Raw genomic sequence first — 24,264 nt, forward strand, 5'->3', positions numbered from 1 at the left:
CTACCTGGCGGCCGATCCGAAGCGGGCGATGACCATCGTCACCCACGGCCTGACCGGCAAGATTACGGTGAACGGCCACGAGTACGACTCGGTGATGCCGCCGATGAGCCAGCTCAACGACGACGAGGTGGCCAACATCCTGACCTACGTGCTGAACAGCTGGGGCAACCCGGGCGGCCAGATCAGCAAGGACGAGGTAGCCAAGGCACGTGCCGCGGCCGTACCGGCCGCACCTGCCGAACACTGATGCCGAAGCGAAATATCGGTATGGCCGTCCATACGGCCATACCGTATCGACCGGGGAACAACGCCGTCCGCATGGACGGCGTTGTCGCATGGGTGGACTGCGCGGCGCGTTGTCACAGTGGTGGCATCCCTTGCCATGACTTGACCGAAGTCAGGTCGGGTGCGTCGTCGCGGGCAGAGACTCCCGCCAACTACAAGGGAGCAACGCGATGAAGCACACGAGAAACCGTCTTTCCATGGCCTGCCTGCTGGCCATCGTGGCCATGCCGGCCTGGGCCGCGGGCGAATCCGCCCATGCCTTGCCGGCCACCACGTCGGCCACGCCTTCGCTGCAACTGGAGTGGGATGCCCGCCTGCGCCATGAAGGTGTCGATGACGATGCGTTCACCCGCAACGCGAGCGCCGACACCTTGCGCCTGCGGCTCGGCCTGCATGCGGAATTCGGTCACGGCTGGAGCGGCCTGCTGGAAGGCGCTGGCGTGGCCAGCGCCGGTGATCGCTACAACAGCGGCGCGAACGGACAGAGCCGGTATCCGGCGGTGACCGATCCCAAGGGCAGCGAGTTCAACCAGTACTGGGTGCGCTGGCAGGGCAGCCAGTTCGCCGCGACGGTGGGTCGCCAGCGGCTGCTCGTCGACAACCAGCGCTGGATCGGCAACAGCGGCTGGCGCCAGCACGAACAGACCTTCGATGCCGTCGCCCTGCAATGGCAGCCGTGGTCCTCAATGACGGTGAGTTATGACTGGCTCGACCGCGTGCATCGGGTGGCCGGCGATGACGCGCTGAATCCGCTGGCGCGCGAGCGCAAGCTGAATACCCATCTGCTCAACGTGGCGTGGACGCAGGGTACGCAGCAGTTCACCGGTTACGCCTACCTGCACGATGACCGCGACGTCGCCAGCGCTTCCAGCGCTACCTATGGCCTGCGCTGGAACGGCAAGGCCTTGCGCGATGGCAACGGACTGGGTTGGACGGTGGAGGGCGCGCGGCAATACGAGCATGCCGACAATCCGCTGAATTTTGCGCACAGCTACTGGCTGCTTGAACCGAGCTGGACGCAATCCGGCATCACCGCGAAGCTGGGCTGGGAACACCTGGGCGGCAACGGCCTGCATGCGCTGCAGACGCCGCTGGCCACGCTGCATGCGTTCAATGGCTGGAACGACCAGTTCAACGTGACGCCGGCCGGTGGGCTCGACGATCGCTACGTGGGCGTCAACGGCAACTTCGGTCGCGCCGGCCTTGCCAGCAAGCTGGCCTGGACCGTGGTGTGGCACGACTATCGCGCCGATCGTGGCGGCCGTTATGGCAGCGAATGGGATGCGTCGCTGGCGTTCCCGCTGGCGAGCGGACTCAGCGGCCTGGTCAAGCTGGGCAACTACCAGGCGGACGGCTTCGGTCGCGACAGCGCCAAGGTGTGGTTGCAGCTGGAGTGGCGTGGCCAGCATGGCCTGGCCGGCGCACGCTGAGACGACTGGCGGCGAGCTGCGGGCGGGTTGACCCAGGTCAGCGCGTCCGCAGTGCATCCGCGGTCTGATGGCGACATGCAGAACACCCCTTCCACCGTGTGCGGCGTCGCTGACGCGCCGCTGCTCGAACTCGATCTGCGCGACCTGCCGTCGCCGCAACCGATGATGCGCGCGTTGGCCGCCGCCGACGCGTTGCGTCCGGGTCAGGCCGTGCAGGTGCTGACGCCCTTGCTGCCCACACCGCTGCTCGACCTGCTGCAGGCCCGCGGATGGCCGGCAACCGCAACGCTGCTTGCCGGCGGCGGTGCCCGCGTGCTGATCCGCTGTCCGCTCGGCGATGACGAAGCTGCGGCTTGACCGGGCGCCGGCCGCGCCGCTGCCGCTACGCTTCCTGCTCACGGTGCCGTTGTGGGGCGTGCTGGCCGGCGTGCTGCTGATCGTCGACGGCGATGCCGCGCTGCGGACGCGTTGGAGTCCGGCCTCCCTGGCAATGGTGCACGCTTTTACCCTCGGCGTGCTGGGCAATGCGATGTTCGGCAGCATCCTGCAGTTTCTTCCCGCGGCCGCTGGCGTGACGCTGCGCGGTGGCGAGCGATCTGGCCGGTGGCTGCATGGCCTGTTCAACGTCGGCGTGCTGCTGCTGGTGGCCGGCATGCACCAGCGCTGGCCTTTCGGCCTGATGACCGCGGCGATGGTCCTGCCGGCTGCCTTCGTCATGCTGGCGCTGATGGTCGTGCCCGGGCTGCTGGCGGCGGCGGGACAGCGCCTGCTGCGTGCGGGCTTCGGCGTGGCGCTTGCGTCCGCACTCGCCACCGCCGTGCTCGGTGCCGTGCTTGCTCTGGGCCTGGCGGGGCGCCTCGCCGTTCCGCTGACGGCGTGGACCGACGTGCATGCCAGCTGGGGCGTGCTGGGCTGGATCGTGGTGCTGCTGGCCACCGTGGCGCGCGTGGTGATGCCGATGTTCCAGGGCACCGGCAGCGTGCCCGAAGCGGCGCAGGCGACGTGGCTGGCTGGCGTGGTCGCGGTGCTCGTGGCTGTTGCCGGCCTGCGCGCAGGCAGCGCGGTGGCCAGCGTGGTTGCCGCGCCCGTGCTGATCTTCACCGGCGCCGGCCTGTGGCTGCAGTGGTGCGCGCCGCGTTTGCGCCGGGGACCGCTGGTGGACAGCTGGCGTGCAGGGCTGATCGCGCTGGCATGCGCCGCGCTGGCCTTGCCGATCGTGCCCGGCGGCATGCTCGCCGCCAGCGTGGGCCTGGGCCTGGCGCTGCCCTTGCTGGTGACCGCGATGATGCTGGAGATCGTGCCCTTCATCGGCTGGATCGCGCTGCATCGCCACTGCGGTCGCGGCATCCAGCTGCCCGGCGTGCAGCGCCTGCTGCCCGAGGCGGACAAGCGTCGCGTTCTGCTGGCCCAGCCGCTGCTGCTGTCGTTGCCGGCCGCGATGGTCTGGCCGTCCACATCGCTGGCGCGCGTGGCCGGCATCGCGCTGGTGCTGGTGTGGTCATTGACGGGCTGGACCCTGCTCGGCGCGGGCCGTCGCGCCAGGTATTTTCTGCGCTCGCTGGAGAAGTCGCGATGAGTGTTTCGACAGGAGAGGAGGTCGTGATGCCCGGCGCCGGACGTTTCGTGCTTGCCCGCGTACGTGCGGCGATCGATCGCGTCGACGATGGCCTGATCGTGTTGCTGGCCACGCGTCGGCGGCTCGCCGCCATGGCTGGCCGGTTGAAGCCACGCAGCGGTGTGCCGTCGCGTGACCTGTTGCGCGAGCAACAGGTTCGTCGTCGCACGCAGGCGCTGGCGCGTCGATTGCAATTGCCGGCGGACACCGCGGCGCGGGTGGTGAACCTGGCGATCGCCGATGCCTGCGCGCGGCAAGGCCTCGTCGTTGACCTGGGTCAAGGCGTCCACGCCGTCGATCCACGCATGATGCCGCCCACCATGCGCATGCCTCCAGCTCCTGTTTCCATCACGCCGCGCCTGTTGCGCGCGCTGCCGTCGCCGCAACGCGTGGCGCCACTGTTGCGCGTCCTGCCGCTGCGCTGGCAGCAACGCCTGCTGGAAGCGGCGATGCAGCGTGTGCTGGCCACGCCGATCCGCGACGGCTCGCTGGAGTTCATGCGCGGCCGTCGGCTGGCCATTGAGGTCAGCGACCTGCGCCTGCGCTGGGTGCTGGCGCTGGAAGGTGATCGCCTGCAGGTGGTCGACGACGAACCCGAGGCCAGCGTGCGCGGCAGCGCCACCAACCTGCTGTTGCTGGCCGGCCGGCTGGAAGATGCCGATACGCTGTTCTTCCAGCGCGCTCTGGACCTCACCGGCGATACCGAACTTGGCCTCACCGCGCGCAACCTGCTGGAGCGGCTGCCGTGGGAATCGGTGCCGCTGGGCCTGCGCATCGCGCTCAATCGCGGTGCCCGGTTCGCCCGCGCGGCGCGTGCGGCGCATCGTGGCGAGTACGCCTGACGCTTCGTTCCTTTCCTCGGCAGCGATCACCATGACTGACCTCGCAAACCTGCCCGTGCCGGTCTGGCGCGACGAACTCGAACACGATTACGCGGCGCTGGCCGAGCGGCTGGAGCCGCTGGTGCCATGCCTGGAAATTCCGTTGCACCTGCCGTGGATCGACGCGATCAATCGGCTGAAGAAGCAGCGCGGCGCGGTGATCATGGCGCACAGCTACCAGTCGCCGGAGATCTTCCACGGCGTGGCCGACATCACCGGCGATTCGCTGGGGCTGGCCCAGGCCGCGGCCGACTGCGAGGCCGAGCTGATCGTGCTGTGCGGCGTGCACTTCATGGCCGAGACCGCGAAGATCCTGGCGCCGCACAAGACCGTGCTGCTGCCCGACCTCGAAGCCGGCTGCTCGCTGGCCTCCTCGATCACCGCCGCCGACGTGCTGGCGCTGCGCGCGCAGCATCCGGGTGTGCCGGTGGTGAGCTACGCCAATACCTCGGCCGCGGTGAAGGCGGAGTCCGATGCGATCTGCACCTCGGCCAACGCCGTGCAGGTGGTGGAGGCGATGGGCGCGCCGAAGGTGATCTTCCTGCCCGACGAATTCCTCGGCCGCCACGTGGCCAAACAGACGAAGGTGGAAATCATCCTGTGGCACGGCCGCTGCGAAGTGCACGAGCGCTTCACCGCGCAGGAAGTGCGGCACGTGCGCGAGCAGTTCGGCACCCGCGTGGTGGCACATCCGGAGTGCTCGCCCGAGGTGCTGGCCGAGGCCGACTTCGTCGGCTCCACCACCGCCATGGGCAAGTGGCTGGCCCGCGAAAGGCCGGCGCGCGTGGCGATGGTCACCGAGTGCTCGATGGCCGACAACCTGAAGTCGCAGTTCCCGCAGACCGAGTTCATCAAGCCGTGCAACCTGTGTCCGCACATGCAGCGGATCACCTTGCAGAACATCTACGCCTGCCTGCGCGACCTGCGCCATGCGATCGAGATTCCCGCCGACGTCAGCCAGCGGGCCCGCGCGGCGCTGGAACGGATGCTCGCCGTCGGGCGGCGCGAACGCGTGTGAGGCACGCACGGCTGCCGATCGTGGTGGTGGGCAGCGGCGTCGCCGGGCTGGCGACGGCGCTGGCCGCGGCGCCCGCGCCAGTGCGCCTGCTGTGTCGCGCCCATGACGGCTGCGGCAGCGCCAGCGCGCTGGCCCAGGGCGGCATCGCCGCAGCGCTCGATCCGCGCGACAGCCCCGCCGCCCACGCGCACGACACGCTGGTGGCCGGGGCGCAGCACAACGACGAGGCGATGGTGCAGTGGCTGACCGCCGAGGCGCCTGCGGCGATTGCCTGGCTGCAGGCGCAGGGCGTGACGTTCGATCGCCATGCGCAGGGTGGTCTGCAGCTGGGTCGCGAAGGTGGCCACGGCGCCGCCCGCATCGTGCATGCCGGCGGCGATGCCAGCGGCGCGGCCCTGGTGCAGGCCTTGCGCGCACGGGCGCAGGCGGCCGCGCATGTGCAATGGCGCGGCGGCGTCGATGTCGATGCCTTGCTGATGCGCGAAGGCCGCGTGGTCGGCGTGCGCACCTGCGACGAGCGCGGCCGGCATGAGCAGGTGGAGGCGTCGGCCGTGGTGCTGGCCACCGGCGGGATCGGTGCGTTGTATGCCCGCAGCAGCAACCCGGCAGGCGCCGATGGCGCGGGGCTGGCGCTGGGGCTGGCCGCCGGCGCCGCGGCGCGCGATCTGGAATTCGTGCAGTTTCATCCCACCGCGCTGGAGGTGGCGGGTCATCGCCTGCCACTGATCACCGAGGCCTTGCGTGGTGCCGGTGCCCGCCTGCTCGACGCCGCCGGCAACGCGCTGATGGCCGGCGTGCATCCGCTGGGCGACCTGGCGCCACGTGACGTGGTGTCCCGGCGCGTGGCCGCGGTGCAGGCGGCCGGAGGACGTGTCCGCCTCGATGCGACCGGTGTCGATGGCGACTGGGAGCGGCGTTTCCCCACCGTGCTGGCGGCCTGCCTGGCGCATGGCTTCGATCCCCGCAGGGTCACCCTGCCGGTGACGCCGGTGGCGCATTTCCACATGGGCGGGCTGGCCACCGACGCGGACGGGCGCAGCAGCGTGCCGGGCCTGTACGCGGTGGGCGAGGTGGCCTGCAACGGCGTGCACGGCGCCAACCGGCTGGCCAGCAATTCGCTGCTGGAAGGCGTGGTCTGCGGCCGCCGCCTGGGCGAAGGGCTGAGCCATGCGGCGGAAGCCGTGGTGGCGGGGCCGACGCGCGTGGTCGAGCGCGGCCCGGGCCTGCCGCCGGCCGAGCTGGCCGTGCTACGCGAGCTGCTGTGGCATGCGGGCGGCCCGATCCGTGAAGCCCGTTCGCTGCGCGATGCGTGGCACGCCTGCGCGGTGCTGGCCGAGGCCGGTTGGCAGGCGCAACTGGGCAAGGCGCTGTTACGCGCGATGCGCCTGCGCACGCGCTCGCTGGGCGCGCACTGGCGGGAAGACCGTGGCTGTCCGTCCTGACACGCTGCCCGCTACCACGACGGCATTTCAGTGCGCACGCGTACGGCATCGCGTTGATGCGCGTCAAGACAGGAAGGCGCTCAGCTGGCACACTGGGCGTTCCTCACCCCGCGAGTATTTCATGACACGTCCTTCCTCCTTCGACTACGAACAGCTGCGCGCCTGCGGCCGCGGCGAGTTGTTCGGTGACGACAATGCCCGTCTGCCTTCGCCGCCGATGCTGATGTTCGATCGCATCACGCGGATTTCCGAGGAAGGCGGTGCCTACGGCAAGGGCCTGATCCATGCCGAAATGGACATCCATCCGGACCTGTGGTTTTTCGGTTGCCACTTCATCGGCGACCCGGTGATGCCAGGCTGCCTGGGCCTGGACGCGATGTGGCAGCTCAGCGGCTTCTTCCTGCCGTGGCTGGGCGAACCCGGTCGTGGCCGCGCGCTGGGCGTGGGCAACGTGAAGTTTTCCGGCCAGGTGATGCCGACGGCCAAGCTGGTGCGCTACGAGATCGACATCCGCCGCGTGATGCGCGGCAAGCTGCGGCTGGTGATCGCCGACGGCAAGACCTTCGTCGACGACCGCCTGATCTACGAGGCCAGCGACATGCGCGTGGGCCTGTTCCAGTCCACCGAGGGTTTTTGAGATGCGCCGCGTCGTAGTGACGGGCATGGGCATCGTGTCCTGCCTGGGCAATGATCTGGAAACCGTGACCAGCGCCTTGCGCGATGGCTGCAGCGGCATCCGCGCGATGCCCGAGTACGCCGAGCTGGGCTTGCGCAGCCACGTGGCCGGCGTGCCGAACATCGACCTCGAAGCGGTGATTGATCGCAAGCTGAAGCGCTTCATGGGCGACGCCGCGGCGTATGCCTATGTGTCGATGCGCTCGGCGATGGAAGATGCCGGACTGGACGCGGACCAGGTGCGCGATCCGCGCATTGGCGCGATCGCCGGTTCGGGCGGCGGCTCGCCGCGCTGGCAGATCGAAACCGGTGATCTGCTGCGCAACAAGGGCGTGCGCAAGATCGGTCCGTACATGGTGCCGCGCACGATGTGCTCGACGGTGTCGGCCACGCTGGCCACGACCTTCGGCATCCAGGGCCTGAGCTATTCGATCTCCGCCGCCTGCGCCACCTCGGCGCACTGCATCGGCGCGGCCGCCGACCTGATCCGCCACGGCGCGCAGGACGTGATGTTCGCCGGTGGCGGCGAGGAAGAGCACTGGGGCATGACCTCGCAGTTCGACGCGATGGGCGCGCTGTCCAGCCATCACAACGACACGCCGGTCAGTGCCTCGCGCCCCTACGATACCAGCCGCGACGGTTTCGTCATCGCCAGCGGCGGCGGCATGCTGGTGCTGGAGGAATACGAACACGCCAGGGCGCGTGGCGCGCGCATCCATGCCGAACTGGTGGGCTACGGCGTCACCTCCGATGGCGCCGAGATGGTCGCGCCGTCGGGCGAGGGTGCGGTGCGCTGCATGAAGATGGCGCTGGCCAACGTCAAGGCGCCGATCGACTACCTCAACACCCACGGCACCGCCACGCCGTTGGGCGACATCGTGGAGTTGAACGCGGTGCGCGAGGCGTTCGGTGACGCGGTGCCGCCGCTGTCCTCGACCAAGGCGCTGACCGGCCACTCGCTGGGTGCCGCCAGTGTGCACGAGGCGATCTACAGCCTGCTGATGCTCAACGGCGGCTTCATGGCTGGCTCCGCCCACATCAGCGACCTCGATCCGGCGGCCGCAAGCTTCCCGATCGTGCGCGAAAGCCGTTCGGCGCCACTGTCCACGGTGATGTCCAACAGCTTCGGCTTCGGCGGCACCAACGGCACCCTGGTGTTCGCCAAGGTCTGAGCCTGCACGACCCGCGGCTGTCACTTCGGCAGCCGCACAACCCTCCCCGAGTTTTTCCCCGCATGTCTTCCCCGGCCGCGCCCGCACTCTCGCGTGATTCCACCCTCGGCGAGGAAATCGCCAACAGCATCAGCCACGGCCTCGGCCTGCTGCTCGCCGTGGCCGGCCTGCCGATCCTGGTCATCGCCGCGCTGCGCAGCGGCAGCACCACCGCGGTGGTGGCGTCGACGGTGTTCGGGGCCAGCGCGATCCTGCTGTACCTCGCGTCCACGCTGTACCACGCGATCCCGCACCTGCGGATCAAGGAACTGCTGCAGCGCTTCGACTACGCGGCGATCTACCTGCTGATCGCGGGCACCTACACGCCGATCGCGCTGGGCGTGCTGCGTGGCGGTTGGGGCTGGTCGATGCTGGGCGTGATCTGGGGCCTGGCCCTGCTGGGCGCGATCTTCAAGCTCGCCGTGGGCGCGCGTTTCCATCGGCTGTCCACCGCGCTGTACGTCGCGATGGGCTGGGCGGCGCTGATCGCGATCCGTCCGCTATGGCTGAACATGGCGCCGGGCGGCCTGGCCTGGCTGCTGGCCGGCGGCCTGGCCTATACGCTGGGCGTGGTGTTCTTCCTGCTGCACGAACGCCTGCGCTACAGCCACTTCGTCTGGCACCTGTTCGTGCTCACCGGCACCGGCTGCCACTACTTCACGGTGCTGCGTTATACGTTTTGAGCGTGGTGCTGCGTGCGGCCTGCACTGGCCGCCTCTGCACTTCCCACATGCGCCTCCGCCTTCCGGCGTGGCAGCAATCTGTGCACGATGCAGGGCAGCCAGGTCGGGGGCGTCGTCGGTGCGGCGCTGACACACGGCACGCAGCAAACAGGGCGACGCGATGACCGGCAGTGGCCCGAAGCTCAGGGCAAAAGCGTCATGCGGCTGGTATTGACGGGAAGTCTCTTACTACTGAACTGTTAGGTAGCAAACCCGCGTGAGAGAATGACGGACTCTCTCACAGACGACAGCCAGCTCGATGAAGTTCCGCTCTTCGGGATCGGCGGCTAGGGCATCTTGGATTAAGGAAAAGCCCAATTCGCCGAAGTTGGGGGCACTAAAATTATTTCCAGCTAACGCGCAATCGCCTGCGGCAATTAACACGAAAGCCTTGGCAATGAGATCGCGCTTGAACTCTGCATTTGGATCAGTTGCATCTGGCTCCCAGATCGCGGTGCCGTGGGGAGCCGTGTTCCACGGCTCGAATAGGCGACGCAGAACAATCATTTCTTGCTTAAGTTGGATCATATGTAAATTTCACTGCGGCAAATGGAAGTTAGACGGCGCTACTAGCACTGTCACTCTTGATGGCCGAGATGACTGTAGTAACTATGTCTCTTTTAACCTCAAGATGGTCGCTGGTTACCGACAGTGATGTCTCGCAGTGCGGGCAATTGTATGAGACGGCGTGGGTATGGTTGTCATCGCCAAAGACAACGACACTTACCCGCTTGACGTAGGTGAACTCTTCTTTGCAGTGCGGGCACAAACTCATCGTGATCTCCTGTGATGCCTAACAACTTGACGTCGCTGTTGTAACTTAGCCCCGCAATCCAATCCCGCCACGTTAAAGTTCGTGATTTATGATGATGGCACCCTTTCGCTCCCTGATGAAGGGCACTTGGACGGCCCGACGACGGGTGACTGCGCTGGGCTAACCGTTGGTGGCGGGTGAGCAATGGTGAGACGGCCTGGTCGCGGCTCGCATAGCTGCTCGCATGACGCGGGGCGACGGGATTTTCGCCAGGCACTCCGGTGAACCAGTCCTTGCTGATGTATTCGACGCTGGTGCAGGTTCCGCCATACACCGGGTGTTGACGGGCTCGCTGGGCTTATGCCTCAGCCACCGGCCGCATGCCCGGCTCGCCGTGCCAGTAGCCGTTGCGTGCGCCGATCCGCGGCGGTGCTACCGGGGAGTGGCGGGCCAGGTCGAAGTGCGCCATCACTTCGGCCATGCCGTCGACCTGGGGATACAGGCGCAGCACGTCGACGCCCAGTTCGCGCAAGGCGGGCAGTTCGGGGCCGAGGTCGGTGATTTCCTCGCCCTGGATCTGGATGCCGTTGATGCGCAGGAAGGGGCGGCCTTCGCGGGTGGCCAATGGCATGCCGTCGGGGTAGTCGATGCAGCGGAAGCCGCACTGGTCCTTGGCCACGTCCAGCGCGCGGGCGGTGAAGCAGCGGGCGGAGAAGGCCAGCGGCAGGCGGCCGAAGGCGATCACCTCCAGCTCGGGCATGGGCCGCTCTTCGGCCTGCATCGCCTCGCGCAATTCGCGCAGCAGCTGGTGGCCCTGCTCGACGCCCGGCACCCAGCGGCGCAGGCCGTCGGCCATCAGCATCGCCAGGGCGTGGTGGTTGTAGACGTTGAGGGTGGGGCCGGCCACGAAGGGCACGCCGCGTTCGCGGCACAGCTGCACGGCGGAAAGATCGTTCGCCTCGATCCAGCAGTCGCCGTGGTCGACCAGCCGTTGCAGCACGCCTAGCTCGGATTCGGCCTCGATCAGCGCCAGCGACGACAGCACGACCTGCTTGCCGCTGCGGGTCAGTTCGGCGGCCAGCGCGATCCAGTCGCGCGTGCCCAGTTCGCGGCGCTTGCTGCACACCGTCTCGCCCAGGTAGATGATGTCCAGCGGCCACTCCACCGCCTCGCGGTAGAACGCCAGGGTCTGTTCGCGGGGCCAGAAATACTGCAGCGGGCCGAGGCTCAGTTTCATCGTGCTCATCGTTTCAATGCCAGGAACGGTGGTAGGGGCCAAGCGTGGTCTGGTGGCCCTCGGCGTGTTTCGACAGCGACGACTGCCAGCCCGGCCGCAGCTGCCACGCGTCGGGTGCGCTGCGGTAGCGATCCAGCGCGTCGCGCCAGGTGCGGGTGACCGAGGCGACGTAGGCGACGCCGCGCTGGCGGCCTTCGATCTTCAACGCGGCCACGCCTGCTTTGGCCAGGCGGGGCAGCAGCTCCAGCGTGTTGAGGCTGGTCGGCTCCTCCAGCGCATGGAAGGTCTCGCCGCCGACCTCGAAGCGTCCCTTGCACACGGTGGGATAGCCGGCCGGTTCGGCGGGCTCGAACTTGTCCATCAGCACCTGGTTCAGGCGCACGCTGCGGCGACCGTCGCCGTGTTCCTCCCAGCGCACGAAGCTGGCCGGCGAGCACACGCCGTGGCGATTCGGCGAGGCGCCGGTGACGTAGCTTGAAAGCTGGCAGCGACCTTCGACCATGATGCACAGGCTGCCGAACGCGAACACTTCGATGGGCACCGGCGAGCCTTCGCACAATCGCTCGACCTGCTGGATCGACAGCACCCGCGGCAGCACCGCGCGACTGATGCCGAAGCGCTCGTGGGCGTAGCGCAGCGCCGGCGCGGTGGTGGCCGAACCCTGCACCGACAGGTGCCGCGCTATCGCCGGGTAGGTGCGCGTGGCGTAATCGAGCACCGCCATCTCCGCCGCGATGATCGCGTCGCAGCCGAACTCGGCGGCCTTGTCCACGGCGCGGTACCACGTCGCCAGGCGCGCGCTGTCGGGGTAGGTGTTCAATGCCAGGTAGACCTTGCGCTTGCGCTGGTGCGCGTAGGCGATGCCGTCGAGCAGCTCCGCGTCGCTGAAATTCAGGCCGGGGAAGGCGCGGGCATTGGTCTGGTCGCGGAAGCCCGCGTAGACCGCATCGGCGCCGGCGTCGATCGCCGCTTGCAGCGCCGGCAGGTTGCCGGCAGGACAGACCAGTTGCATGTGCACCTCGAAGCCAGGAAGTTCGCGGCGCATCGTGGCGGCTGATCCGGCGAGCTGCGTTGACATGGGTCAGGTCGGAGTGGTTCCGTGCGGATGCGGGAAAATTCGGCGGATGCGCCGAAGTCACCGGAAGGGAAGTTGACCGAGGTCAATCCCGGGCGCGCCGGTGCGGTCCATGCTGTGCCCGGCTTTGCACGACTCGTGTCGATGCCCGACCATCTGTTCCGATTGCCGACGGCGAAACTCCCCATGAATCCGATGAACACCACTGACCGTTACCACCCGCTGTCGATCGGCATGCACTGGCTGATGCTGGCGCTGCTGGTCGCCGTGTACGCCTGCATCGAGCTGCACGAACTGGCGCCGCGCGGCAGCAGCCTGCGTGCCGGCCTGAAGACCTGGCATTTCATGCTGGGGCTCGGCGTGTTCGCGCTGGTCTTCCTGCGCCTGGCCATTCGCCTGATGACGCCGTCGCCGCGCCGTGATGCGAGCCTTCCGGCCTGGCAGCACCACCTGGCCGGGATCATGCACTTGCTGCTGTATGCGTTCCTGATCGTGATGCCGGCGCTGGGCTGGCTGACCCTGAGTGCGGGCGGCAAGGTGATCCCGTTCTTCGGCCTGGAGCTGCCGCCGCTGATCGCGCCGGACGACCTGCTCGGCGAGCGGCTGGAGGGCCTGCACGGCACCATCGGCACGATCGGCTATTACCTGGTGGGCCTGCACGCAGCCGCGGCGCTGTATCACCACTACTTCATGCATGACGACACCTTGCGCCGGATGCTGCCGCGCCGCGGCAACGGCAACTGAGCTGCGGCAGCCGGCCGCAGCGATGACGGTCGCGCGGTTGACGTGGGTCAGTCGCGCAGCGGCGGGCCCGCGCTAGCATCCTTCCATCCGCGGCATGCACGCCGCCTGCTGGAGCGCTTCCCATGACATCCGTCCCCACTCTTGTCGCCCTGGCCTGCGGCCTGGGCCTGGCCGTTTCGGTGCAGGCCGCGCCACCGCAATCGCATGCGGATCACGCCAGCCACCACGCCGCCACGGTGAGCGTGCCCGCGCAGCGCTGGGAGCCGGACGCGTCCCTGCGCGAGGGCATGCGTCGCGTGCACGTCGCGGTGGACCAGCTGCGTCACTACGAGATGGGCCACATGAGTGCGCCGATGGCGGTCGACCGCGCGGCCGAAGTGGAGGATGCGGTGGGCTTCATGTTCGCCAACTGCAAGCTGGCCGCCGAACCGGACGCGGCCCTGCACGGCATCCTGGCACCGCTGCTCGGTGCGGCGCAGGCCCTGCAGGCCAACCCGGGCAACGTCAAGGCGGTGGCCGCGATGCGCGAGGCGATCGCGCACTATCCGCACTACTTCAATGATCCGGGCTGGGACCAGCCGGCGCCGGCCATGCACGAGATGCACGACGAGCCGTGAAGCATTCCTGGTGGTCGCGGGATGCCTGCAGTGATTGCCACAGGGCATCCACGCGCCGCTCCACCGCGGCATCCGGCACGATCGGACGACTCCAGGTACGCGTGGTTTCGGACGGCCATTTGCGGGTGGCGTCGATGCCGAGCTTGGAGCCCACGCCGGCCACCGGGCTGGCGAAGTCCAGGTAGTCGATCGGGGTGTTCTCCACCAGCATGGTGTCGCGCGCGGGATCGACCCGGGTGGACACCGCCCAGATCACCGCCGACCAGTCGCGCACATCGATGTCGTCGTCGGTGACGATCACGAACTTGGTGTAGGTGAACTGGCGCAGGTACGACCACACCGCCATCATGATGCGCCGCGCATGGCCGGCGTACTGCTTGCGGATGCTGACCACGGCGATGCGGTACGAGCACGCTTCGGGCGGCAGGAAGAAGTCGACGATCTCGGGAAACACCTTCTGCAGGATCGGCACGAAGATGTCGTTCAGCGCCATCGACAGCACCGACGGCTCGTCGTGCGGCGCGCGGCCCATGTAGCTGCCGTGGTAGATCGCGTCGCGGCGCAGGCGCAGGCGTTCGATGGTGAAGACGGGGAAATGGTCCTGCGCGTTGTAGTAGCCGGTGTGGTCGCCGAACGGACCTTCCAGCGCGCTGTCGTCAGGGTGGATGAAGCCTTCCAGCAGGATCTCCGCACCGGCCGGCGCATCCAGCCCGGTCAGCTCGCTGTGCCACACGCGGGTGCGCTGGCCGCGCAGCAGGCCGGCGAATTCGTATTCGGACAAGCTGTCCGGCACCGGCGCGACGGCCGCCAGCATGGTCGCCGGATCGGCGCCGATGGCGACCAGTAGCGGGAATGGTTGCTGCGGGTGCGCGGCGCGCCAGTCGGCGTAGTCCAGCGCGCCGCCGCGATGCGGCAGCCAGCGCATGATCACCCGGTTCGGCCCGATCACCTGCTGGCGGTAGATCGCCACGTTCTGCCGCGGCTTGCCGGTGCCGCGGGTCACCACCAGGCCGAAGGTGATCAGCTTGCCGGCGTCGTCCGGCCAGCAGTGCTGGATCGGCAGGCGGGCCAGGTCGATCTCGTCGCCGCGCAGGGTTTCGTGTTCGAACGCCGCCTCGCGCATCCGTTGCGGTGCGACGTGGGCCAGCTGCGCCAGCTCCGGCCAGGTGGCCAGCGCCTGGCGCAGGCTGGATGGCCAGCGCGGTTCCTTGATCGCGGCAAGCAGCTGGCCCAATTCGCGCAGCGAGGCCAGCGGCCGCCCGGCCAGCGCCAGCTCGATGCGGCGACGATGGCCGAACAGGTTGCCGAGCAACGCGTGGCGGCTATCGCCGGGATGTTCCATCAGCAACGCGGGGCCCGCCTCGCGCAGCGCGCGCAGGCTCAGCGCGGTGGACTCCAGATGCGTGTCGACGGGCGCGCTGACGCGCTGCAATTGCTGCTCGCGTTCCAGCCGCTGCAGGAAGCTGCGCAGGTCGTGGAAACTCATGCGGACGGTTCGCCCGAGGTCGCAATGGCCAGCTCGTCGTCATCCGTCGCGGCCAGCAGGTGTTGATGCACGCGTTGCAGTTCGGCCAGCAGCTCGGCGCGGGCCTCGGCGGCAAACGGGTTTTCGCGCTGGATCGCGCCGAACAGGTGGCCGGCGTCGCCGCGCACCGCGGCCAACATGTGTTTCATGCCCTGGAACGAAGGCGGCGCGATCGGCATGCCGTCGTCCACGCCGATGTCGATCAGCGCCTTGGCGATGAAGAAGGCCAGCACGTGGGTGCGCGCCATCGCGCGGTCGTGGCGCTCCGGGTCCTGTTCGATGACTTCGCAGCCGAGCGCGGCGAACAACTCGCCTGCGCGAGCGGCGGCCTGCGGATGCCGGGCGGAGGCGCAGATCACCGTGCGCCGCGGGCGCTCGTCGCGGGCCAGGCTGAGCGGGCCGAACAGTGGATGGCTGCCGACGTGGGGAATCGCGTCGCCCAGCAACTCGTCCATCGCCGCGCAGGGATGCATCTTCACGCTGCCCACGTCGAACACGATCTGGCCGGCGTGCAGCAGCGGTTGCAACGCGAGCAGGGCGTTGCGCAGTTGCGGCACCGGCATCGCCAGCACGATCCACTGCGCGCCATCGAGCGCGACACGCAAGGATGACGCGGCCAGCGCGGCGGGAACCCGCGCGTGCGGATCGAACACGCGCACGTGATGCCCCGCCTGCAGCAACAGCTGCGCAAACGCCGCGCCGAAACAGCCATGGCCCAGCAGCGCAAAGTGCATGCCCGGAGCCGGCGATTCGGCGGTGCTCATGTCAGCGCGGGCGCGCGGCCGCTGGCCAGGCTGTGGCGCAGCGCGGCATCCCACGGCGCGAGGTCGATCGCGCGCGCGGCCAGCCAGTCGCGGTCGAACAGGGTCTGCGCGTAGCGCTCGCCGCGGTCGCACAGCAGGCTGACGATGCTGCCGCGCTGTCCGCGCGCGCGCATCGACGCGGCCAGCTGCAGGCAGGCGACCAGGTTGGTGCCGGACGAGCCGCCGTAGCGATGGCCGAGCAGGTCTTCCAGCAACCAGGCGGCGGCGATCGACGCGGCGTCGGGAATTTCGTTGACGCGGTCGACCACGTCGAAGATGAAGCCCGGTTCCACGCGTGGTCGGCCGATGCCTTCGATCAGGGTGGGCTGGCTGGCCACCGCCTTCGTGTCGCGATTGCGCCAGCCGTGCACGTACCCGCTGCCGCTGGGCTCGGCCACGCACAGTCTGGTGTGCAGCCGGCGATAGCGCAGGTAGCGGCCGATGGTGGCCGAGGTACCGCCGGTGCCGGCGCCGCAGACGATCCACGCGGGTTCCGGCTCGGCCTCGAGCGCGAGCTGGCCGATGATCGACTCGGCGATGTTGTTGTTGCCGCGCCAGTCGGTGGCGCGCTCGGCCAGGCCGAACTGATCGAGATGGCAGGCGCCACGCGCGGCATGTTCCGCGGCGCGCGCGTGCACCTGGGCCGGATCGTCGACCAGGTCGCAGGTGCCGCCCAGCGCTTGCACGTCGCGGATCTTGCCCGGCGCGGTGCAGGCCGGCATCACCGCGGTGAATGACAGGCCGAGCAGGCGCGCGAACCAGGCTTCCGAAATCGCCGTGCTGCCCGAAGATGCGTCCACCACCGCCTGGCCGCCACGCAGCCGGCCGTTGCACAGCGCGTACAGGAACAGCGAGCGGGCCAGCCGGTGCTTCAGGCTGCCGCTGGGGTGGGCGGCCTCGTCCTTGAAGTAGAAGTCGATGCCGTGGAAGCCGGGGAAATTCAGCTTCAGCAGATGGGTGTCGGCGGAGCGCGCGGCCTCCTGCGCCAGCTTGGTCAGGGCATCGTGCACCCAGCGGCGATCGTGGTCCTGTTGCAGGTTGACCAGGTGCAGGACGCTGTCCATCGGAGACTCCGGATTCATGGCGCGTGGCTCGCGGCCCGGTGCATCGCGCGCATGCGGCGGCCGAGAAATTCGAAATAGCGGTCGATGTAGCTGATGCCGTTCTCGTGATCGATCAGGTACGGATTCATCAGCGTGTGGCGCAGGATCATCAGCCGGTCCTCGTCCGGATCGAGCGAGCTCGCATCCAGGCCCAGCGCCTGGAAGATGCGCGTGGTCTGCGCGTGGCCCAGCATGTCCGGGCGCAGCGTGGTCACCGAGCCGAAGAACTCCTTGGTCTGCAGCGGCTGCTGCGGATCGCAGCGCAAGGTGTCGTGCAGTTCGCGCACGAAGGCGTTGGCGGCGGTGATCGAGCGGTTGCCGCGCGGGTTGAGCGCCAGGCAGACCAGGTTGCTGTCCGGCGCGAACGGCACCAGCGCGTGGACGCAGTCGGCCAGTTCCAGCGCGAAGCGCTGCGCGCGGGCGTGGAAGGTTTCGGCGGCACGCACGGTGGCGCAGGGCAGGCGGCCGAAGTGGGCATGATCCAGCGGCAACACCTTGTGGGTGACATAGACGGCCGCCGCCGCCGCGCCGGACTTGGAGCCTTCCGGAATGAACTGGCCCAGGCTGCGGTAGCGGGCGAGATAGTCCTTCGGCGTGCCGCCGTGGAAGACATAGTCGGCGCGCTCGGCCAGCAGCGTCATCGCCCGGTGGTCGCGGCAGATGAAGGCGCCGCTGCCGTAGGGCAGGTAGCCGAGCTTGTGCGGATCGACGGTGACCGAGTCGGTGGCGCCCAGCGCGGCGAACGCGGCATGCACGGCGGGCGTGGGGAACTGCACGTAGTCGGCGGCGACTTCGTCGCGCGGACGCAGCGAGCCGTCCTCGTTGCGGAACAGGGTGGCCAGGTAGCCGCCCCAGGCAGCGTCGACGTGCACGGCGAAATCCAGCCCCCGCTGGCGCGATGCATCGCGGGCGGCCAGCACCTGGTCGATCGGATCGATGGTGCCGTACTCGGTGCCGCCCAGCACCGCCACGCACATCAGCACGGGTTGTTGCTGGCGGGCACAGCGCTCCAGCGTGTCGCGCAGGGCGGCCGGGTCCAGTCGCATGCCTTCGGTGGGCAGCAGTTCCAGCTGGTCGCGCCCCAGGCCGAGCAGCTTCACGCCCTTGCTCCACGAGTAGTGGGCGGTCACCGGCGCCAGCACCCGCGGCAGCTTCAGCGCGGGATAGGCGGCGAAGAAGTCGACCAGGCCGCGCTGCTCGATCCGCTCGCGTTCGACCCGATGCAGCCAGCAACTGCGCTCGGCTGCGGGTTGCGCCGCAAGCCAGGCCTGCCAGTCGGTCAGCAGCGCGATGCCGTCCGCCTGCGCGAGGTTGAACGCGCTCCAGTCATCCTCCGGCAGCGCCAGCCCGGGCACCTGCGCAGTGCGCAGCGCCACCGGAAAGGCTTTCAGCGCCAGCGCCAGGCGCAATGCCTGGTAGTTGGCCAGGGTGCCGCCGGAGGTGAGGTGGCCGAACGCACAGGCGTCCCGCGCCGGATCGTGCGGATAGCCGAGCATGCGCGCCAGCTGCAGGCCGACCTGCACCTCCATGTCGACGGTGACCGGCGCGGCATCCTCGCTGACGTTGTTGGGGTTGTAGGGCAGGGTCAGCATCTGCGCGGCCAGGCCCGGCAGCAGCAGGTCCGAGGCCATGTGGCCGATGTAGCGTGGGCTGTGGAACGGCACCGACTTCTTCAGCGACGCCGACAGCTGGTGCAGCTCGCGGCGCATGCGCGATTCGAAGGCAAGGTAATCGGGATGATGCGCGGCGGCGGTGGCGATCGCCGGCGGATCTTCCGGGTGGAAGTTGCGCCGCCAGTAGACGTGGTCGCGCAGGAACTCGACCAGCATCTTTTCCAGCAGCGCGTCGTTCTCGCCGTAGGGGCCGAGGAAGCAGGCGTCCAGCGTGTGGTCACGCGGCTCGCCGTGGTTGAACGGTTGTGCGCTCATGCGATCCATCCATGCAGCCAGCCCAGCGGGTGGTGCATGCGCGCCACGCCGAGCATGTAGACGTAGCTGGCCAGTGCGGCGATGAAGAAGGCCAGCCGCGCACGGCGTCCGCGGGCGCGCTTCAGTGCCAGCGTGGCCAGCACCACGTAGACCACCAGCAGCACCAGCTTGGTGGTGAGCCAGCCGTTGGCGAACAGCGCGCCGGGCAGGATGCTGACCAGCATCAGCGCGGCGGTGAGCAGGCTGGTGTCGATCGCGTAGCTCAGCCAGCGCACGGGCTCCCACTGGGCGGCGCCGGCGTAGCCGAACTGGGTCAGCAGGCCGCGCAGCGCGAACAGCGAACCGCTGGCCAGCACGCAGGCGATGTGGAGCCATTTGATTTGGGGATAGAACTCGAGCATCGGGGATCGCTGCCGGGGAACGGGTAAAGCATCAGGGCGCGCCGTGTGGCGCGCCCTGATGCAAGTCACGCGTTGTTGCGAATCGCTCGTGGCGAGGTCGCCGTTGCCGTCCGTCGTTTCGGGAACAGCCACAGCGCGGCCACGAACACCGAGATCAGCAGCGCGCCGATGGCGAACAGGGTGTCGCCCGGCACGCGCATCCACACCAGCATGTGGATCAGCGGGCGATCCATGAACTCGGCGGAGCGGGCGAACCAGTAGCCGTGCTCCAGCACCGCCTTCAGCTGCAGGATGCCCAGCGGCAGCAGGGTCAGCGCAGCCATCAGCGACAGGCCGATGTTGAGCAGCCAGAACGAGCTCTTCAGCCAGCCTTCGCGCCACTCGGCGTCCGGCTTGATGCCGCGCAGGCAGAACAGCATCAGGCCCAGGCCGAGCATGCCGTACACGCCGAACAGGGCGGTGTGACCATGCGTGGCGGTGAGGTTCAGGCCCTGCATGTAGTACAGCGCGATCGGTGTGTTGACCAGGAAGCCGAGCAGGCCGGCACCGACCAGGTTCCAGAAGCTCACCGCCACGAAGAACATGATCGGCCAGCGGTAGCGCGCCATCCACGGTGCCTCGTGCTGCTTCTTCCATGTGTCATACGCTTCCATGCCGATCAGGGCCAGCGGCACCACTTCCAGTGCCGAGAAGCTGGCGCCCAGCGCGATCACCGCCGTGGTGGTGCCGCTGAAGTACAGGTGATGCAGGGTGCCCAGCACGCCGCCGGCCATGAACACGATGGTGGCGAACAGCACGTTGGTGGTGGCCGTGGTCACCCGCAGCAGGCCCAGCCGCACGAACAGGTAGCTGATCACCGCGGTGGCGAACACTTCGAAGAAGCCTTCCACCCACAGGTGCACCACCCACCAGCGCCAGTATTCGACCATCGCGATATGGGTGTGCTCGCCCCACATCAGGCCGGCGCCGTAGAGCAGGCCGATCGCCACCGTGGACAGGAACAGCAGGCCCACGATCGAGGCGCCTTCCTTGTTGCGGTTCATCGCCGGCCACAGGGCGCGGCCGACCAGGAACAGCCACAGCATCAGGCCGATGAACAGGAAGATCTGCCAGAAGCGGCCGATGTCGGTGTATTCCCAGCCCTGGTGGCCAAACCAGAAGTTGTACTTCAGGCCCATCTTGTCCATAACCGCGAACCACTGACCGGCGAACGAACCGACCACGATGACCAGCAGGCAGACCCACAGGAAGTTCACCCCGAGCCGCTGGAATTTCGGCTCGTGGCCGGAGATCAGCGGCGCGATGTACAGGCCGGTGGCCAGCCATGCGGTGGCGATCCACAGCACGGCCAGTTCGGTATGCCAGGTACGGGTGAGGCTGTACGGCAGGTAGTTGGCCAGCGCGAAGCCGTAGGCTTCCTGGCCTTCCACCTGGTAATGCGCGGTGGTGGCACCCAGCAGGATCTGCGCGAGGAACAGGCCCAGCACGGTCCAGAAATACTTGCCGGTGGCCTTCATCGACGGCGTGGCCTTGAACTCGGTCAGCGGGTCGCGCGCCGGAACGACCGGCAGCGGTTCATGGCTGACCTGGCGGGCGTGATGCCAGCCGAGCAGGCCGATGCCGAAGATCATGAACAGGATGCTGAAGACCGACCACAGGAAGCTGGTCGAGGTCGGCGTGTTGCCGGCCAGTGGTTCGTACGGCCAGTTCTGCGTATAGCTCATCGGCTCGTTCGGGCGTTGCGTGGCGGCCGCCCAGCTGGTCCACCAGAAGAACGCGGTGACCTCGCGCCGGTGTTCCATCTCGGCCACGGTGTTCTCGCGCATGGCGTAGCCTTCGCGCAGCTTGTGCGTGGCCGGGTCGTTGCCGAGCAGGCTCATGTAGTGCGCCGCCACGGCTTCCATCGCGCGGGCGCGCAACGCCGAGACGGTGATGGTGTTGCTGGCCGCGTCCCAGGTGTTGGTGCGCAGCTCTTCCTGCACGCGGGCCTTCAGCGGGGCCTGCTGTTGCGCGGTCAGCGTGTCGTAGGGGCCCAGGCCGGCGTCGCGGGAAAGCAATTCAAGCATCGCCATGCTTTCGCGATGCAGCCAGTCCGCGCTCCAGTCCGGCGCCAGCAAGGCGCCATGGCCCCAGATCGAGCCCAGCTGCTGGCCGCCGATGCTCTGCCAGACCTGCCGACCTTCTTCCATGTCGCCCTTGGTGTACAGCGTCTGGCCGTCTGCGGTGACGACGGCGGTGGGCAGCGGCGGCGCCTGCTGGTGGACCTCCTTGCCGACCCACAGCAGCACGGCGAAGGAGGCGACGAGCAACGCCGCCAGCCCCAGCCAGAGTTTTCGGGTGGTACTCATGGTGCATCTCCCTGAAAGATGCGCGCATGCTGGTCGAGGCGACCGTCGTCGTTGTTGATGCAGGTCAAGCGAACCCTTCGCCTGCCTGCGCGAATTGTCGCGGTGGCCGTGCCGCGGACGCGAATGGGCCGCAACCCTTCGCCGATCGCGCGGCGCAGGCGTCATGCAGGGAGGGGAAGCGGGTGCTGCCGGGGCTGGCCCGGCCGGTCGGTCAGGCCTAGTTGGCTTCGCGATGCTTGGCGGCGGCCACGCTTCCGCGACACAGCCCGGCCAGCAAATCGGGACGGCGGATGCGTACGGCCTTCCGGTTCACTTCGAGCACGCCCATCTCCTCCATGCGCGAGAACAGGCGGCTGACCGTCTCGACCACCAGGCCGAGGTAGTTGGCGATGTCGTAGCGCGACATCGACAGGGTCAGCATGCTGCCGTCGCGCTGCAGGCGCTGGTAGCGATCGGACAGGCTCTTCAGGAAGATCGCCAGCTGCTCCTGTGCCTGCTGCCGTCCCATCACCACCGTGTGCCGGTGTTCCTCGACCACCTCGCGGCTGACCACGCGCATCAGCTGTCGATGCAGCGCCGGCACCTCGCTGGTGACCTGTTGCAGGCGCTCATACGGCAGCTCGCAGATGCTGCTGCGCTCCAGCGCTTCTGCCTGGCTGACGTGCCGATCCGTCGCCAGCGCGTCGAAACCGACGATGTCGCCGGGCAGGTGGAAGCCCAGGATCTGCACAGCGCCGGTGTCGTCCTGCACGAAGGTCTTCAACGAGCCCGAACGCACCACGTAGAGCGCGTGGAAGGGATCGCCATCGCGATACAGCGCGCCGCCCCGATCCAGCATGCGCTTGTCGCGGATCGTCATGTCGAGCTTTTCGAGGTCGTCGCCGCCAATCCCGGCGGGCAGGCACAGTTCACTCAAGGCACAGGACGAACAACTGCGGCGCAGCTGGTTCAGGTCGAGCACGGCGGCGGCTGTTTCCATCAACTTCTCGGGCGATACCGGGAGCGGCCCGGGCGAGCGCGCCGGTGGTGGCGGACGCCTTGAACGATAGCATGGCAGCCTGGTTTCTCGCCGTGCAGGACCGGCTGGACAAGGTGTCCGAAGCCGGGGCGGTGTCAGTTCCGCCAGCCAGTTGCCCAGTCAGCGGCAAACCAGCACCGGCACGTCGCCGTTGAGGATTACCTTGTGTGTCTCGCTGCCCAGCAACAAGCGATCGAAACCGCGCCAGCCGTGCGAGGCCATCACGATCAGGTCACACTGCTGCTTGCGCGCTGCGCCGACGATGGCCGAGTAGGGTCGTGCGTCGGTCTCGTGGCTGCCCTCGCAGGGAACTCCGGCGGCCTGTGCGCGCCGGCTCACGTCGGCCAGGTACTTCTCGGCGTTGGCGATGGCCTCGCTGGTATAGGTCGGCTCGTTGGCCTGGATGATTTCCGCGAAGTAGATGGAGGCGGGGAACGGTGCGATCACGTGGAAGGCGTACACGCTGGCGCCCAGCCGGGCGGCCAGCTCGATGCCGGTATCGACGGCACGCAGGGACAGTTCGGAACCGTCGACAGGCAGCAGGATGCGCTTGAACATGGCGAACTTCTCATGGGTTGTGGAAGGTCAGCGGCAGGTGTGGCCGCCATCGATGTCGGCCACGAACTTCGATTCGTCGGACGCCAGGCAGATCACGCGCCACGCGGTCTCCTCGGGGCTCGGAAGACAGCATGTTCGCATCCGCTGGACGAGGTATTGACCGGGATCAAGTGGGCGTCGGGTGCGCCCAGGGTCAGTTCAGACGGGCGCAGGTGGCGATCTGCGCTGCACTGGCCGGTGCGCCGCGAACCCGGCCGGCGTTGGAGACTACGACGGTGAGTGCGTCGCTGGCGTGCGCCGGCTGGCAGAACAGCAGGGTGATATTGCTGCCACCGGCGGTGCCGTCCGGGTGGAAGCGGACGACGTGCCTGCCATTGCTGCTCTGGATCAGCAGCTTCCCGCGATGGCCGCTGCCGACGCGCAGGGGATGCCCGTCCGGCTGGTCGTCGCCATTGCTGTCGTGCCCGACCAGCCAGCCCTCGTCCCAGCGGGTTTCACCGCTGCAGTTGCCGCCATCCCGGGTAGGGCAGAACAGCGAACGCCTGCCGCTCATCACGGCTGTCTGACGCGTGTGCTGCAGGGCGCTGATGAAATCCATCTGGGCAACCCGCAGTTCGTTGCGGCCGACCATGCGATGCAGGGACGGTGTGGCCACGCTGGCCAGGATGCCGATGATGGCGAGCACCATGATCTGCTCGATCAGGGTAAAGCCGGTTTGCCCGTGCCATGGCCTGCGGTTCCCGGGTATCGTCACGGCGTCGCCTCCTGCGTGGACCGGACATCCATGCTATGGCGCGGGTGTTTCCTCTCCAGTGGCCGCGCAGCCTCCCGTTCGTCGGCTTCTGGTGACACTTCCTGTCAGCAGGCCCGATTT

The 24,264-nt window shown here is 68.3% G+C and carries 22 protein-coding genes and 2 pseudogenes; 12 read left to right on the forward strand and 12 right to left on the reverse strand.

All coding sequences use genetic code 11. From position 1 onward, the window contains the following. From ASD82_RS07020 to ASD82_RS07065, 10 genes and pseudogenes are all read left to right on the forward strand, one after another. A pseudogene (locus ASD82_RS07020) lies at window positions 1-247 on the forward strand (cytochrome c); the annotation flags it as partial. 208 nt (window positions 248-455) lie between these two features. Beyond that, a complete protein-coding gene (locus ASD82_RS07025; RefSeq protein WP_056717132.1) occupies window positions 456-1,715 on the forward strand; it encodes an alginate export family protein in 1,260 nt (419 codons plus the stop codon). Between the two features lie 75 nt (window positions 1,716-1,790). Continuing rightward, the gene (locus tag ASD82_RS07030; protein ID WP_056717133.1) at window positions 1,791-2,072 is read left to right on the forward strand and encodes a DUF2249 domain-containing protein; all 282 of its coding nucleotides are present in this window, start codon (window positions 1,791-1,793) and stop codon (window positions 2,070-2,072) included. Then, on the forward strand, window positions 2,053-3,291 hold the full coding sequence (locus tag ASD82_RS07035; protein ID WP_056717134.1) for a hypothetical protein: 1,239 nt from the start codon (window positions 2,053-2,055) through the stop codon (window positions 3,289-3,291). The genes ASD82_RS07030 and ASD82_RS07035 overlap by 20 nt, the downstream gene beginning before the upstream one ends. Beyond that, window positions 3,288-4,172, forward strand: a complete 885-nt coding sequence (locus tag ASD82_RS07040) for a chorismate mutase (protein WP_235580657.1) — start codon at window positions 3,288-3,290, stop codon at window positions 4,170-4,172. Before ASD82_RS07035 ends, ASD82_RS07040 begins: the two co-directional genes overlap by 4 nt. A 31-nt stretch (window positions 4,173-4,203) precedes the next feature. Next, complete coding sequence (gene nadA / locus ASD82_RS07045; protein ID WP_056717167.1) at window positions 4,204-5,229, forward strand: quinolinate synthase NadA; 1,026 nt, start codon at window positions 4,204-4,206, stop codon at window positions 5,227-5,229. Further along, window positions 5,226-6,671, forward strand: coding sequence for an FAD-binding protein (locus tag ASD82_RS07050; RefSeq protein ID WP_056717136.1), 1,446 nt, complete (start codon window positions 5,226-5,228; stop codon window positions 6,669-6,671). The genes nadA and ASD82_RS07050 overlap by 4 nt, the downstream gene beginning before the upstream one ends. Window positions 6,672-6,792: 121 nt before the next feature. Then, window positions 6,793-7,308 carry a 3-hydroxyacyl-[acyl-carrier-protein] dehydratase FabA gene (gene fabA, locus ASD82_RS07055; protein WP_007807788.1) on the forward strand — a complete coding sequence of 172 codons (516 nt, stop codon included), beginning with the start codon at window positions 6,793-6,795 and terminating at the stop codon, window positions 7,306-7,308. Between the two features lies 1 nt (window position 7,309). After that, window positions 7,310-8,518: a beta-ketoacyl-ACP synthase I gene (fabB, locus tag ASD82_RS07060; protein WP_056717137.1), complete on the forward strand. Its 1,209-nt coding sequence runs from the start codon at window positions 7,310-7,312 to the stop codon at window positions 8,516-8,518. Between the two features lie 62 nt (window positions 8,519-8,580). Next, on the forward strand, window positions 8,581-9,240 hold the full coding sequence (locus tag ASD82_RS07065; RefSeq protein WP_056717138.1) for a hemolysin III family protein: 660 nt from the start codon (window positions 8,581-8,583) through the stop codon (window positions 9,238-9,240). A 228-nt stretch (window positions 9,241-9,468) separates the two neighbouring features. On the opposite strand, the gene ASD82_RS17685 is transcribed toward ASD82_RS07065, so the two are convergent. The 3 genes from ASD82_RS17685 to ASD82_RS07075 all read right to left on the reverse strand — a co-directional run bounded on the left by ASD82_RS17685 (window position 9,469) and on the right by ASD82_RS07075 (window position 12,348). Continuing rightward, window positions 9,469-9,807 carry a hypothetical protein gene (locus ASD82_RS17685; protein WP_157599212.1) on the reverse strand — a complete coding sequence of 113 codons (339 nt, stop codon included), beginning with the start codon at window positions 9,805-9,807 and terminating at the stop codon, window positions 9,469-9,471. Window positions 9,808-10,391: 584 nt separating this feature from the next. Beyond that, on the reverse strand, window positions 10,392-11,279 hold the full coding sequence (locus ASD82_RS07070) for a U32 family peptidase (protein WP_082585270.1): 888 nt from the start codon (window positions 11,277-11,279) through the stop codon (window positions 10,392-10,394). A gap of 4 nt (window positions 11,280-11,283) precedes the next feature. Then, a complete protein-coding gene (locus tag ASD82_RS07075) occupies window positions 11,284-12,348 on the reverse strand; it encodes a peptidase U32 family protein (RefSeq protein WP_235580658.1) in 1,065 nt (354 codons plus the stop codon). 183 nt (window positions 12,349-12,531) lie between these two features. Between ASD82_RS07075 and ASD82_RS07080 the strand changes: the two genes are divergently transcribed. Both ASD82_RS07080 and ASD82_RS07085 read left to right on the forward strand, forming a co-directional pair. After that, window positions 12,532-13,089, forward strand: a complete 558-nt coding sequence (locus ASD82_RS07080) for a cytochrome b (protein WP_056717139.1) — start codon at window positions 12,532-12,534, stop codon at window positions 13,087-13,089. A gap of 122 nt (window positions 13,090-13,211) precedes the next feature. Continuing rightward, window positions 13,212-13,706 (forward strand): hypothetical protein, encoded by a 495-nt coding sequence (locus tag ASD82_RS07085; RefSeq protein ID WP_056717140.1) that lies wholly within the window; start codon window positions 13,212-13,214, stop codon window positions 13,704-13,706. A 37-nt stretch (window positions 13,707-13,743) separates the two neighbouring features. Here the strand turns inward: ASD82_RS07085 and ASD82_RS07090 are convergent. From ASD82_RS07090 to ASD82_RS07130, 9 genes and pseudogenes are all read right to left on the reverse strand, one after another. Further along, window positions 13,744-15,192, reverse strand: a pseudogene (locus tag ASD82_RS07090) (UbiD family decarboxylase); the annotation flags it as partial. After that, window positions 15,189-15,995 (reverse strand): prephenate dehydrogenase/arogenate dehydrogenase family protein, encoded by an 807-nt coding sequence (locus ASD82_RS07095; RefSeq protein WP_056717141.1) that lies wholly within the window; start codon window positions 15,993-15,995, stop codon window positions 15,189-15,191. The gene ASD82_RS07095 and the pseudogene ASD82_RS07090, both read right to left, overlap by 4 nt. Beyond that, the gene (locus ASD82_RS07100; protein WP_056717142.1) at window positions 15,992-17,098 is read right to left on the reverse strand and encodes a PLP-dependent cysteine synthase family protein; all 1,107 of its coding nucleotides are present in this window, start codon (window positions 17,096-17,098) and stop codon (window positions 15,992-15,994) included. The genes ASD82_RS07095 and ASD82_RS07100 overlap by 4 nt, the downstream gene beginning before the upstream one ends. Window positions 17,099-17,112: 14 nt before the next feature. Then, on the reverse strand, window positions 17,113-19,065 hold the full coding sequence (locus ASD82_RS07105; protein ID WP_056717170.1) for a pyridoxal-dependent decarboxylase: 1,953 nt from the start codon (window positions 19,063-19,065) through the stop codon (window positions 17,113-17,115). Next, window positions 19,062-19,466 (reverse strand): SirB2 family protein, encoded by a 405-nt coding sequence (locus ASD82_RS07110; RefSeq protein ID WP_056717143.1) that lies wholly within the window; start codon window positions 19,464-19,466, stop codon window positions 19,062-19,064. The genes ASD82_RS07105 and ASD82_RS07110 overlap by 4 nt, the downstream gene beginning before the upstream one ends. A 65-nt stretch (window positions 19,467-19,531) precedes the next feature. Next, window positions 19,532-21,814 carry a nitric-oxide reductase large subunit gene (locus ASD82_RS07115; protein ID WP_056717144.1) on the reverse strand — a complete coding sequence of 761 codons (2,283 nt, stop codon included), beginning with the start codon at window positions 21,812-21,814 and terminating at the stop codon, window positions 19,532-19,534. Between the two features lie 217 nt (window positions 21,815-22,031). After that, window positions 22,032-22,793, reverse strand: coding sequence for a cyclic nucleotide-binding domain-containing protein (locus tag ASD82_RS07120; protein WP_056717145.1), 762 nt, complete (start codon window positions 22,791-22,793; stop codon window positions 22,032-22,034). A gap of 159 nt (window positions 22,794-22,952) precedes the next feature. Beyond that, complete coding sequence (locus ASD82_RS07125; RefSeq protein ID WP_056717146.1) at window positions 22,953-23,390, reverse strand: universal stress protein; 438 nt, start codon at window positions 23,388-23,390, stop codon at window positions 22,953-22,955. Between the two features lie 193 nt (window positions 23,391-23,583). Beyond that, entirely contained in the window at window positions 23,584-24,144 is a 561-nt protein-coding gene (locus ASD82_RS07130) for a GspH/FimT family pseudopilin (RefSeq protein WP_082585271.1), read from the reverse strand. Window positions 24,145-24,264: the final 120 nt, after the last annotated feature.

The sequence above is a fragment of the Rhodanobacter sp. Root179 genome (assembly GCF_001428465.1).
Lineage (GTDB): Bacteria > Pseudomonadota > Gammaproteobacteria > Xanthomonadales > Rhodanobacteraceae > Rhodanobacter.